At 67.3% G+C, this 12,414-nt stretch carries 10 protein-coding genes; 8 read left to right on the top strand and 2 right to left on the bottom strand.

Annotation, left to right across the window (positions count from 1 at the left end):
* Positions 1-83: 83 nt before the first annotated feature.
* Positions 84-1,292: a glycine C-acetyltransferase gene (kbl, locus tag O0J15_RS08950; RefSeq protein WP_021202257.1), complete on the bottom strand. Its 1,209-nt coding sequence runs from the start codon at positions 1,290-1,292 to the stop codon at positions 84-86.
* A gap of 200 nt (positions 1,293-1,492) precedes the next feature.
* On the opposite strand from kbl, the gene O0J15_RS08945 reads away from it, so the two are divergent.
* The gene (locus O0J15_RS08945) at positions 1,493-2,188 is read left to right on the top strand and encodes a TorF family putative porin (RefSeq protein WP_021202258.1); all 696 of its coding nucleotides are present in this window, start codon (positions 1,493-1,495) and stop codon (positions 2,186-2,188) included.
* Between the two features lie 118 nt (positions 2,189-2,306).
* Here the strand turns inward: O0J15_RS08945 and tdh are convergent, their stop codons facing one another.
* Positions 2,307-3,329, bottom strand: a complete 1,023-nt coding sequence (gene tdh / locus O0J15_RS08940; protein WP_026346966.1) for an L-threonine 3-dehydrogenase — start codon at positions 3,327-3,329, stop codon at positions 2,307-2,309.
* A gap of 478 nt (positions 3,330-3,807) precedes the next feature.
* On the opposite strand from tdh, the gene O0J15_RS08935 reads away from it, so the two are divergent.
* From O0J15_RS08935 to O0J15_RS08905, 7 genes are all read left to right on the top strand, one after another.
* Positions 3,808-5,970 (top strand): S46 family peptidase, encoded by a 2,163-nt coding sequence (locus O0J15_RS08935; protein WP_111097983.1) that lies wholly within the window; start codon positions 3,808-3,810, stop codon positions 5,968-5,970.
* Between the two features lie 200 nt (positions 5,971-6,170).
* Positions 6,171-6,815: a histidine phosphatase family protein gene (locus tag O0J15_RS08930; protein ID WP_005408242.1), complete on the top strand. Its 645-nt coding sequence runs from the start codon at positions 6,171-6,173 to the stop codon at positions 6,813-6,815.
* Positions 6,816-6,850: 35 nt separating this feature from the next.
* Positions 6,851-8,122, top strand: a complete 1,272-nt coding sequence (gene folC, locus O0J15_RS08925; protein WP_227844985.1) for a bifunctional tetrahydrofolate synthase/dihydrofolate synthase — start codon at positions 6,851-6,853, stop codon at positions 8,120-8,122.
* A gap of 80 nt (positions 8,123-8,202) precedes the next feature.
* Positions 8,203-9,246 (top strand): SPOR domain-containing protein, encoded by a 1,044-nt coding sequence (locus O0J15_RS08920; protein WP_021202992.1) that lies wholly within the window; start codon positions 8,203-8,205, stop codon positions 9,244-9,246.
* A gap of 46 nt (positions 9,247-9,292) precedes the next feature.
* Positions 9,293-10,072 carry a CvpA family protein gene (locus O0J15_RS08915; protein ID WP_019659549.1) on the top strand — a complete coding sequence of 260 codons (780 nt, stop codon included), beginning with the start codon at positions 9,293-9,295 and terminating at the stop codon, positions 10,070-10,072.
* Positions 10,073-10,102: 30 nt separating this feature from the next.
* The gene (gene purF, locus O0J15_RS08910; RefSeq protein ID WP_019659548.1) at positions 10,103-11,569 is read left to right on the top strand and encodes an amidophosphoribosyltransferase; all 1,467 of its coding nucleotides are present in this window, start codon (positions 10,103-10,105) and stop codon (positions 11,567-11,569) included.
* Between the two features lie 9 nt (positions 11,570-11,578).
* A complete protein-coding gene (locus O0J15_RS08905; protein WP_134730179.1) occupies positions 11,579-12,403 on the top strand; it encodes a ferritin-like domain-containing protein in 825 nt (274 codons plus the stop codon).
* Positions 12,404-12,414 lie beyond the last annotated feature (11 nt).

Raw genomic sequence — 12,414 nt, 5'->3', positions numbered from 1 at the left:
TGCCCGGCGATTTCCCGAACGCCGCGCCATGCGCTCGCCGGGCATGGCCCGGCGCTACCCCTGGGGATCCGACCCCGGTGCGGTCAGCCCTTGACCACGCCCAGTTCGACGCCGATGCGCGTGAATGCATCGATCGCGCGGTCCAGATGCTCGCGGCTGTGCGCGGCGCTGATCTGGGTGCGGATGCGCGCCTGGCCCTTGGGTACCACCGGGAAGAAGAAACCGATCGCGTAGATGCCTTCTTCGAGCAGGCGCTCGGCGAACTTCTGCGCCAGCGGCGCGTCGTACAGCATCACCGGGCTGATTGGATGTACGCCCGGCTTCACGTCGAAACCGGCCGCGGTCATTTTTTCGCGGAAGTAGGCGGTGTTCTCGGCCAGCGTGCTGCGCAGGTCGTCGGCGGCGGCCAGCATTTCGAATGCCTTGATGCCTGCGGCCACCACGTGCGGCGGCAGCGAGTTGGAGAACAGGTACGGGCGCGAGCGCTGGCGCAGCAGTTCGATCACTTCGGCGCTGGCGCAGGTGAAGCCGCCAAGTGCGCCACCCATGGCCTTGCCCAGGGTGCCGGTGATGATGTCGATCTTCTCCAGCACGCCCTTGACCTCGGCCGAACCGCGGCCGGTGGCGCCAAGGAAACCGGTGGCGTGGCATTCGTCGATGTGCACCAGCGCGTTGTACTTCTTCGCCAGCGCAGTGATCTCGTCCAGCGGCGCGATGAAGCCGTCCATCGAGAACACGCCGTCGGTGGTGATCAGCTTGGTCTTGCAGCCGGCGGCATCGGCGGCCTGCAGCTGGGCTTCCAGGTCGGCCATGTCGCAGTTGGCGTAGCGGAAACGCTTGGCCTTGCACAGGCGCACGCCGTCGATGATCGACGCATGGTTCAGTGCGTCGGAAATGATCGCGTCATTCTCGCCAAGCAGTGGCTCGAACAGGCCGCCATTGGCATCGAAGCAGGCCGCGTACAGGATGGTGTCCTGCTTGCCGAAGAAATCGGCGATCTGCTTCTCCAGCTGCTTGTGCAGGTCCTGGGTGCCGCAGATGAAGCGCACCGACGCCATGCCGAAGCCGTGGCTGTCCAGCGCGTCCTTGGCGGCCTGGATCAGGTCCGGGTGGTCGGCCAGGCCCAGATAGTTGTTGGCACAGAAATTCAGCACCGTGCGGCCGTCGTCGAGGGTGATCTCGGCCGACTGCGGGCTGGTGATGATCCGCTCGGACTTGAACAGGCCCTGGGCGCGGATGGCGTCCAGTTCCTCGGCGTAGTGGCGGGTCAGGGCGGAGGAGGGGTCGGTCATGGCGTGGGCACGGTTCTGAGCGGGGAAACCGCTGATTCTACCGGGCATCGCCGCTTGCCAACCGGCGCAGTTGCGGCGTCACCAGAGCGGACACATGTTGCATCGCAATAGCAAACGGGTTAAAAATTCGTGAACCGGCGCTGTCCCGCTCCGGCCGCCCCGCCTTCCGCGCCACGCCACCGCCCCCACCGGAGACGCTCATGAAGCACGCCCGTGCCTGCCTCGCCATTGCCGCTGCCCTGTCCATGGCCGCCCCGTTCACCGCCAGTGCCCAGGAAGACGAATCGCCGTACAGCTGGAACGTCACCGCCGTTTCCGATTACCTGTTCCGTGGTGTCTCACAGACCGACGAAAAGCCGACCCTGCAGGCGGGGTTCACCTACACCTCGCCGGTCGGCCTGTATGCCGGTGTCTGGGGTTCGGGCGTCGACTTCGGTCCGGGCGACCCGAGCACCGAGGTCGACTACCAGATCGGCTATGGCGTTGACGTCACGCCCCGCGTCAATTTCGACGCCCTGCTGAACCGCTACACCTACCTCGGTGCCAGCGAGCTGAACTACAACGAGCTGATCACCACCACCACGCTGGATGAGACCTACAAGCTGACGGTGGCCTACACCAACGATGTCTGGAACAGCAGCACCGATGGCTGGTACTTCGGCCTGGGCGGCAGCTGGGGCCTGCCGAAAGACTTCACCCTGAATGCCAACGTCGGTCGCAGCACCTTCGAGGACGGCATCGCCAAGGACTACACCGACTGGAACGTCGGCGTCGCGCGCCAGTTCGGCCTGTTCAACGTCGGCCTCGGCTACTACGGCACCGACGGCAACGGCCGCGACAACTCCGGCAAGCTGGCCCACAGCCGGGTGATGCTGAGCGTGGCCGTCGGCAAGTAACGCCGCAGGCGTTACGGCAGGTGCCAGGCTTGCCTGGCACGCATTGGAAAAGGCGCCCATCGGGCGCCTTTTTCATTCCGGTGACGCCGGGCATGGCCCGGCGCTACCGTGGGGCGGATCAGTTCCAGCTCAATACCACTTTGCCGGCCTTGCCTTCTTCCATCAGGTCGAAGCCCTTCTGGAAATCGTCAATCGGCAGCTGGTGGGTCATCACCTTGCCGAGCGGGAAGCCGGACAGCACCAGCTGGGTCATCTTGTACCAGGTCTCGTACATCTTGCGGCCGTAGATGCCCTGCACGGTCAGGCCCTTGAAGATGATCTTGTCCCAGTCGCAGCCGGCGCCCTTGGGCATGATGCCGAGCATGGCGATCTTGCCGCCGTGGTACATGCAGTCGAGCATGTCATTGAAAGCGCGCGGGTTGCCGCTCATTTCCAGGCCCACGTCGAAGCCTTCCATGTGCAGTTCCTTCATCACGTCCTTCAGCGACTGGTTGGCCACGTTGACCACGCGGGTAGCGCCCATGTCGGCGGCCAGCTTCAGGCGGAAGTCGTTGACGTCGGTCACCACTACGTTACGCGCGCCGATGTGCTTGCAGATGCCGGCGGCGATGATGCCGATCGGGCCGGCACCGGTGATCAGCACGTCCTCCCCGATCACATCGAATTCCAGCGCACAGTGCGCGGCGTTGCCGTAAGGATCGAAGAACGCGGCCAGCTCCGACGGAATCTGGTCCGGGATCGGCCACAGGTTGCTGGCCGGCATCACCATGTATTCGGCGAACGCGCCGTTGACGTTGACGCCGATGCCGACGGTGTTCGGACACAGGTGCGGGCGGCCGCCCCGGCAGTTGCGGCAATGACCGCAGACGATGTGGCCTTCGGCCGAGACGCGCTGGCCGATCTCATAGCCGGTCACTGCCGAGCCCAGCGCGGCGACGCGGCCGACGAATTCGTGGCCGATGGTCAGGCCCGGCTTGATGGTGCGCTGGCTCCACTCGTCCCACAGGTAGATGTGCAGGTCGGTACCGCAGATCGCGGTCTTCTCGAGCTTGATCAGGACCTCGTTCGGGCCGGGGGTCGGCACCGGAACTTCTTCCAGCCAGATGCCCTTGGCTGCTTCGCGCTTGACCAGGGCCTTCATCGTTTGCTGCGCCATCGGGGTGGAACTCATCAGGGGGAAAGCGCGGATTATAGGGGGCCGCGCGGATTTCCCATGTTGCGCTGCGGGTGCAGTGGTGGAACGAAAGGCGTGCGCCGGCGGGCGTTTCGAACGTACTGCGAACAGCGGCGCCTCCCTGATCCGGGAAAGGGGGCGTGGTCACCCTGGCCGGGACACGCAAAAGCCCATCCATGGTGCTCGATGGCGCCTTGCTCGTGCGCGCTATCCTGCGCACACGGCAAGACCGGGGTTGGGCGTCCTGCCCAACCCGCCAGTCGCATGCGCCCGGCCCATGGCGCCAACGGTCCCGTCCAGGGTGACCACGCCCCCTCTGGACGATTTCCGTGTGCGCGGCCGACGTGCGCGTGGCAGAGCAAGAAGCAGGCCCATGACTTCCGGGGTTCGGGCCGGGGCAGGGCGGCGGGCTACAATCGAGGGTTCCACTACCAGGGGCCGCTCCATGCGCTCGAACCTGCTTGCATTTTCCATCGTCGCCAGCCTCGGGCTGGCCCAGGTCGCCCATGCCGCTGAAGGCATGTGGGTGCCGCAGCAGCTGCCGGAAATCGCCGGCCCGCTGCAGAAGGCCGGCCTGAAGCTGTCCCCGCAGCAGCTGTCCAACCTGACCGGCGACCCGATGGGCGCGGTCGTCGCCCTCGGCGGCTGCACCGCCAGCTTCGTCTCGCCGCAGGGTCTGGTGGTCACCAACCACCATTGCGCGTATGGCGCCATCCAGCTGAATTCGACCGCGCAGAAGAACCTGATCAAGGACGGCTTCAACGCGCCGACCCTGAAGGACGAACTGAGCGCCGGCCCGAACGCCCGCGTGTTCGTGCTCGACCAGATCACCGACGTCACCGCCCAGGCCAAGGCCGCCATCGCCGCCGCCGGCAATGACCCGTTGGCCCGCAGCCGCGCGCTGGACGCCTTCGACAAGGCCCAGGTTGCCGCCTGTGAGGCCGATGCCGGTTTCCGCTGCCGCCTGTACAGCTTCTCCGGCGGCAACACCTACCGCCTGTTCCGCAACATGGAAATCAAGGATGTGCGCCTGGTCTATGCGCCCCCGGGCAGCGTCGGCAAGTTCGGCGGCGACGTCGACAACTGGATGTGGCCACGCCACACCGGCGATTTCTCGTTCTACCGCGCCTACGTCGGCAAGGACGGCAAGCCGGCCGCCTTCGCCGCCGACAACGTGCCGTACCAGCCCAAGCACTTCCTGAAGTTCGCCGACCAGCCGCTGGGCGCCGACGACTTCGTGATGGTGGCCGGCTACCCGGGCCGCACCAACCGCTACGCGCTGGCCGGTGAGTTCAACGAAACCGCCAGCTTCACCTACCCGACCATCGCCAAGCACTACAACGCGGTGCTGAAGCTGATCGCCGACGCCGGCAAGGCCGACGCCGACGTCAAGGTGAAGTACGCCGCCACCGCCGCCAGCATGAACAACGTGGCCAAGAACTACCTGGGCCAGCTGGAAGGCTTCAAGCGCATAGACGCCGCTGGCCAGAAGCAGGCTGAAGAAGCCGCCGTGCTGGCGTGGCTGAAGAAGCAGGGCGCTGCCGGCAAGCCGGCCCTGGCCGCACACGCGCAGCTGCTCAAGCATCTGGATACCAGCAAGGCCACCCGCGAACGCGACCTGTTCGTCGGCCAGTTCAACAACACCTCGGCCGTTGGCGCGGCGATCACCCTGTACCGCCTGTCGATCGAGCGCAGCAAGCCGGATGCCGAACGCGAAGCCGGTTACCAGGAACGCGACCTGACCACCATCGAAGGTGGCCTGAAGCAGATGGATCGTCGCTACGTGGCGAAGATGGACCAGCAGCTGCAGGCCTACTGGCTGGAGCAGTACGTGGCCCTGCCGGCCGCGCAGCGCGACAATGACGTGCTGAACAAGTGGCTGGCCGGCAGCGATGCCGCTGCGGTGAAGTCGGTGGTGGCCAAGCTGTCGGGCACCGAGCTGGGCAGCCTGGATGCACGCCTGAAGTGGTTCAAGGCCGACCGTGCCGCGTTTGAAGCCAGCAGCGATCCGGCCATCCAGTACGCCGTGGCTGTCATGCCGGCACTGCTGAAGCAGGAAGAGCAGAAGAAGATCCGCGAAGGCGAATCGCTGACCGCGCGCCCGCTGTACCTGCAGGCCGTGGCCGACTACAAGAAGAGCCAGGGTGAGTTTGTCTACCCGGACGCCAACCTGTCGCTGCGCATCACCTTCGGCAACGTCATGGGCTATGGCAAGGACGGCGTGACGTACACCCCGTTCACCACCCTGGAAGGCGTGGCGGCGAAGGAGACCGGTGAAGATCCGTTCGATTCGCCGAAGGCGCTGCTCGATGCGGTCAAGGCCAAGCGTTACGGCGGCCTGGAAGACAAGCGCATCGGTTCGGTGCCGGTGAACTTCCTGTCCAACCTGGACATCACCGGCGGCAACTCGGGTTCGCCGGTGCTGGACGCCAACGGCAAGCTGGTCGGCCTGGCCTTCGATGGCAACTGGGAATCGGTCAGCTCCAACTGGGTGTTCGACCCGGTGATGACCCGCATGATCGCCGTCGACAGCCGCTACATGCAGTGGATCATGCAGGAAGTGGCGCCGGCGCCGCAGCTGCTGAAGGAACTGAACCTGGCGAAATAAACCGGTTGCGATAGTGCCGGCCGCTGGCCGGCAAACACGACCCGATGGCCGGGAATTCCGAAACCCCGCGACCCACGTCGCGGGGTTTTTTCATGCCCGGCCCGGCCCGGTGCGCCGAACAGGTATCATCCCTGTTCCGCGTGCTTCACAGGATGTGAACGAAACGCGGAAACCTCCTCCCCCCAGGACCCCTTGCACGCATGCGCATCCTGCTTGCCCGCCACGGCGAAACGCCGTGGAACGCCGAAGGCCGCTACCAGGGCCAGATCGACATCCCGCTTTCGCCGATCGGCGAAGCCCAGGCCCAGGCCCTGGGTGCCCGCCTGGCCTCGGTGGACATCACCCGTGCCGTCGCCTCGCCGCTGTCGCGCGCGCAGCGGACCGCGCAGCTGGCGCTTGGCGCCGCCCGCGCCGACATGCTGCTGACCGAGCCGGAGCTGCAGGAAATCGCCCACGGTGAATGGGAAGGGTTGCTGGCCAGCGAGATCCACGAGAAGGATCCGTCGCGCCTGCAGGCCTGGCGCGAGGAGCCGGATACGGTGTTGATGCCCGGCGGCGAATCGCTGCGCCTGGTGCTGGAGCGCAGCTGGCGTGGCCTGGCCCGCGCCACCGAAGGCCTCGGCGAGCACGACACCCTGCTGGTGGTTGCGCACGATGCGGTCAACCGCGTGATCCTGTGCAAGGTGCTGGGCCTGCCGCTTTCCCGGCTGTGGACCTTCCGCCAGGCACCGACCACGCTCAACCTGCTCGAAGGCGCCGACCTGGACAGCCTGGAAGTGGTGCGCCTGAACGACTGCGCCCACCACACGCCGTTCTTCGGCGAAGCCAAGCACCGCGCCCTCTGATTCCCGAACCACCTGCTTCTGCTGGAACCCCTGCCGTGACGAACACCCCGACCACCCTGGCCGACTGGCTGGACTACATTGAACGCCAGCACCCGGCGACCATCGACATGGGCCTGGAGCGCGTGCGCGCCGTGGCCACCGCGATGGGCCTGGGGGCGCCGGGCAAGCGCACCATCGTGGTTGGTGGCACCAACGGCAAGGGCTCGACCGTCGCCTTCATCGAAGCCATTGCACGTGCCGCCGGCTGGAAGGTTGGCGCGTACACCTCGCCGCATCTGCTGCGCTACAACGAGCGCGTGCGCATCGACGGCCAGGACGTGGAAGATGCGGCGCTGGTTGCTGCGTTCAACGCCGTCGAGGCCGCACGCGGCGAGACCACGCTGACCTATTTCGAGTACGGCACGCTGGCCGCGCTGCAGCTGTTCGCCGACGCCGGGCTGGATCTGGCGGTTCTGGAAGTGGGTCTGGGCGGTCGCCTGGATGCGGTCAACATCGTCGACGCCGATGTGGCCGTGATCACCACTGTGGACATCGACCATGCCGAATGGCTGGGCGAAGACCGCGAAGCAATCGGCACCGAGAAGGCCGGCATCATCCGTGGCTGGAAGCCGGTGATCCTGGGTGAGACCGACCCGCCGTCGAGCGTGCTCGCACGGGCCTACCTGGTGGGTGCCAACGCGATCCGCGGCGGCAGCGACTATTTCTACGAGCCGATCGATGCCCAGCGCTGGCGCTGGCGGGACGTTGGCCTGCGCATGGAACTGCCAACCCCGGCGCTGGCCGGGCCGATCCAGCTGGCCAATGCGGGTGCCGCCATTGCTGCGCTGCGCGCGCTGGACAAGCCGGTGCCGCGCGCGGCGTGGGCCGCTGGTATCGCGGCGGCGCGTATCCCGGGTCGGCTGCAGGCGTTCGAGCGAGATGGCGTGCAGATCCGCGTCGACGTCGGGCACAACCCGCAGGCGGCGGGCCAGCTGGCCCGTGCGCTGAAGGCCGAAGCGTCGGCCGGGCGCACCTTGGCGGTGTATGCCGCATTGCAGGACAAGGACGCGGTGGGTGTGGTGCAGGCATTGCAGGGCGTGGTTGGCGAGTGGACCCTTGCCGGCCTGGACGGCCCGCGCGGCCAGAGTGCCGCCCAGTTGCAGGCGCGCCTGGCCGAGACCGATGCTGGCAGCGCGCAGCAGGCCGCTTCGGTCGAGCAGGCGCTGGCGCAGGTACTGGACCGGGCCGAGCGCGGTGACCGCGTACTGGTGTTTGGCTCCTTCCATACCGCCGCCGCCGCGTTGCAGTGGCTGCAGCGCAACGCCTGAGCCACGTTCAGCCAATCCCGACGCCGTCCGGTCCGGCACCCGTATAATCGACCGCAACCTCCGGACAGTTGCCGCCTCACGTGGATACGCCTCTGAAACAGCGTCTGATTGGTGCCATCGTGCTGGTCGCACTGGCCGTGATTTTCCTGCCGATGCTGGTCAAGGGACCTGCACCGGACAGCGGTGTGGCCTCGGTGCCGATCGCCGCGCCGGACGCGCCGGCCGATGGCCAGTTCGAAACCCGTGAACTACCGCTGGTGGCTCCGGCCGGTGGTGCCACCGGCCTGCAGACCGGGCAGGCCAAGCCGCTGCAGGACGCCGCCACGCCGGCCACTCCGCCGACCGTGGACACCTCCCCGGCGGTTGCTGCCGGCAACTACGCCGTCACCTTCGGCGCCTACGGCAGCAAGGCCGACGCCGATGCCGTGATTGCCTACCTGCAGCGCTCGCAGCTGCCGGGCTTCGCAGAAGCGACCACCATCAACGGCCGTCAGGCATGGCGTGTGCGCGTGGGGCCGTACGCCGACCGTGCACAGGCCGAGGCCGCCCGCCTGCAGGCGGTGAAGATCCGTGCCGATGTGAAGGCCGAAGTGATCACCCTGGATGCCGCAGCGGACAGCAGCGCCCCGGTGGCAGCCACCCCGGCACCGGCTACGCCGAGCGCCAGTACCCCATCCGCCGCCACCGCGCCGTCGGCCAGCAGCAACCCGGTGCGCAGTGAAAGCCTGCCGCCGAGTACGCCGACTGCAACGACCACTCCGGCGGCCAAGCCCGAGCCGCCGAAGCCGGCGCCGAAGCCCGAAACCCCGAAGCCCGAGCCGAAGCCGGAGGCCACCGCGAGCAAGCCGGCAACGGCCCCGGCCACGCCGGCAGCACCGGCCGCCAGCGGCGTCGGCTTTGCCGTGCAGCTGGGCGCGTTCGGCCAGGCCAACGATGCCAACGCCCTGCGCGACAAGGTCCGCGCCGCCGGCTTCAGTGCTTTTGTCGAGCAGGTGCGCACCGAAAAGGGCACCCTGCATCGCGTCCGCGTCGGGCCGGTGGCCAACCGTGGCGATGCCGAGCAGCTGAAGGCGCAGGTCGCCGCCAAGGTCGGCGTCGCCGGCATGGTCCGGCCGCACCCATGACCCACGCGCAGCCGCGTTGCCAGCGCCGCCGAAGGAGCGGGGCGCCATGATCGACGTGGTGCTGCTGATCGTGATCGCCGCCTCCACCCTGCTGGGGATGCTGCGCGGCTTCGTCGGCATCGTCATTGGCACCCTGTCGTGGCTGCTGGCCGCGTGGGCGGCCTTCGCCTTCGGCAATGATGCCGCCCATTGGTGGGCTGCCCCGGCGGCCCCCGGTGGCGAACACTTCGTCGGCGGCTACCTGGGCGTCGGTATCGGCGTGATGATCGTGGTCGCGGTGATCGGCATGGTCATCAAGGCTCTGGTCCACCGCAGCATGCTGACCAGCCTGGACCGCCTGCTGGGCGGGGTGCTGGGGGCCGTGCGGGGCGGCCTGATCGCCGCGATCCTGCTGCTGCTGGGCAGTTTCACCCCGTTGACTGCCGAGCCCTCCTGGCAGCGCTCGGCGGTGCGGCCACTGCTGAATCCCACCGTTGCCTGGATGAACAGCAAGCTGCCGCACTGGGAGGTTCCCGGGGCCGATCTGCTGCCCAAGGCCTTGCCGACCGACGCGCTGTCCCCATCTGCATTGATGGAGTTGGGCAAGAACGCAGGCGCCGGGTTGGGAAAGCCGGGCGCGGCAGGCGATAATGGCATCCTCAACCAGGTAGTGGCAGGCAGCGGATGGCTGCGGCCTGCGAAAGCGGAACAGGGCGATTCCTACGATCCGGCGGAAGTGCGCCCGGATGCTCCTGCACTGCCGGACAGTATCGAGCCGGGCGATCCGGCCAACGTCGACCGCGTGCGCGGCGACCACCGCGGCCAGGTACGGCCACCTTCCTTGTAACTGGGCACAGCCCAGCGGAGACCTCGCATCATGTGTGGCATCGTCGGAATCGTCGGCAACCAGAACGTCGCCGGGCAGTTGTATGACGGCTTGACCGTCCTCCAGCACCGTGGCCAGGATGCGGCGGGCATCGCCACCGCCAGCGGCAGCCGCCTGCGCGTGCAGAAGGCCACCGGCCTGGTCCGCGATGTGTTCGATGCCCGCACCATGTCCACCCTGGAAGGCAGCGTGGGCATTGCCCACGTGCGCTACCCGACCGCCGGTTCGGAAGGCATGGACGAGGCGCAGCCGTTCTACGTCAATTCGCCGTACGGCATCGCGCTGGCCCACAACGGCAACCTGATCAACACCGAGGTGCTGCGCCAGCAGGTGTTCGAACAGGACCGCCGCAACGTCAACACCGATTCGGACAGCGAAGTGCTGCTGAACGTGTTCGCCTACGAACTGGAACAGCAGCGCCAGCTCAGCCCGGAAGCGGCCATCCGCGCGGTGGCCGGCGTGCACCGCCGGTGCAAGGGTGGCTATGCAGTGGTCAGCGTGGTGCTGGGCCTGGGCCTGGTCGCCTTCCGCGACCCGCATGGCATCCGTCCGCTGGTGCTGGGCAAGCGCAGCCATGCCGAGGGCGACGAGTACATCGTGGCGTCCGAGTCGGCCGCGCTGGACGTGCTGGGCTTCCAGCGCGTGCGCGATGTGCAGCCGGGCGAAGCGCTGGTGATCACCGCGCGTGGCGAGCTGTTCTCGGAGATCTGCGCCGAGCCGGCCGAGCACACCCCGTGCATCTTCGAATACGTGTACTTCGCGCGCCCGGACTCGATGATCGACAACGTCTCGGTGCACAAGGCGCGCATGCGCATGGGCATCAAGCTGGGCGAGAAGATCCTGCGCCTGCGCCCGGACCATGACATCGACACCATCATCCCGATCCCGGACACCTCGCGCGACGCGGCGCTGGAAATCTCCAACGTACTTGGGGTGAAGTACCGCGAAGGCTTCATCAAGAACCGCTACATCGGCCGTACCTTCATCATGCCGGGGCAGGGCGAACGCGTGAAGTCGGTGCGTCGCAAGCTCAACCCGATCCACCTTGAGTTCCGCAACCGCGTGGTGCTGCTGGTGGACGATTCGATCGTGCGTGGCACCACCAGCCAGCAGATCGTGCAGATGGCCCGTGACGCGGGCGCGCGCAAGGTCTATCTGGCCAGCGCCGCGCCGCCGGTGCGCTACCCGAACATCTACGGCATCGACATGCCGGCGGCCGAGGAACTGGTCGCGCACAACCGCACCGTGGAAGAGATCGAAGCCCACCTGGGCTGCGACTGGCTGATCTACCAGGACCTGGAAGACATGGAAGCGGCAGTGAGCGAAGGCAACCCGGCGCTGCGCAGCTTCGATTCGTCCTGCTTCAACGGCCACTACCCGACCGGCATTGAACCGGGCTACTTCGAGCGCATCCAGCAGCTGCGGTCGGACGACGCCAAGCACAAGCGCCGCGCCTGAGGACCAGGCGTGGTCGATGTACCCGACGTTGGTGGCGACCTGCTGCGCGCAGCGCAGCAGTGCCTGGCCGAAGCCGACCCGCTGCGCAAGGTTGCGCTGACCCAGGCGTATGCGGCCGCGTTCCGTGCCGGTCGCCTGAAAGTGGTGGCCGATGCGCCACCGCCGGAACCGATCCGCATGCCGGGCCGGCCAGCGCAGCTGATGCTGGTGCATCCGCGCGAAGTTCCGCGGCGCGGACTGGGTGGCGTGGAAGGTCGGGCTGCCTTCATCCACGCCATCGCCCATATCGAACTCAACGCGATCGATCTGGCTTGGGACGCGGTGTACCGCTTCCGTGGCCTGCCGTCGGCGTTTCATGCCGACTGGGTCAGCTGTGCCGACGACGAATCGCGGCATTTCATGCTGCTGCGCGAGCGCCTGCAGGTGCATGGCCACGACTACGCCGACTTCCCCGCGCACAACGGCCTGTGGGAAATGTGCGAAAAGACCGCGCACGATGGCCTGGCACGCATGGCGCTGGTGCCGCGCGTGCTGGAAGCGCGCGGCCTGGACGTGACGCCCGGCATGATCGAGAAACTGCGCAATGTCGGTGATGGCGAAACCGCCGATGTGCTGGAGGTGATCCTGCGTGAGGAAGTGGCGCATGTTGCCGCCGGTTCGCGCTGGTACCGCTGGTACTGCGACCGCGCCGGTGTCGAGCCGCGCGCACGTTTCAAGGAACTGCTTGTGGAGTATGCCGGCGGCTACCTGTACGGGCCGTTCAACATGGAAGCGCGCCTGCTGGCCGGGTTCGATGCGGATGAGCTGGCCAACCTTGTCGAGCAGGCCGGCTGAGAACAGGGGAG

This window comes from Stenotrophomonas sp. Sm10, assembly GCF_030985515.1.
Lineage (GTDB): Bacteria > Pseudomonadota > Gammaproteobacteria > Xanthomonadales > Xanthomonadaceae > Stenotrophomonas > Stenotrophomonas hibiscicola.
The sequence above is the reverse complement of the archived record's forward strand: the minus strand, read 5'-3'. Positions and strand labels throughout refer to the sequence as shown.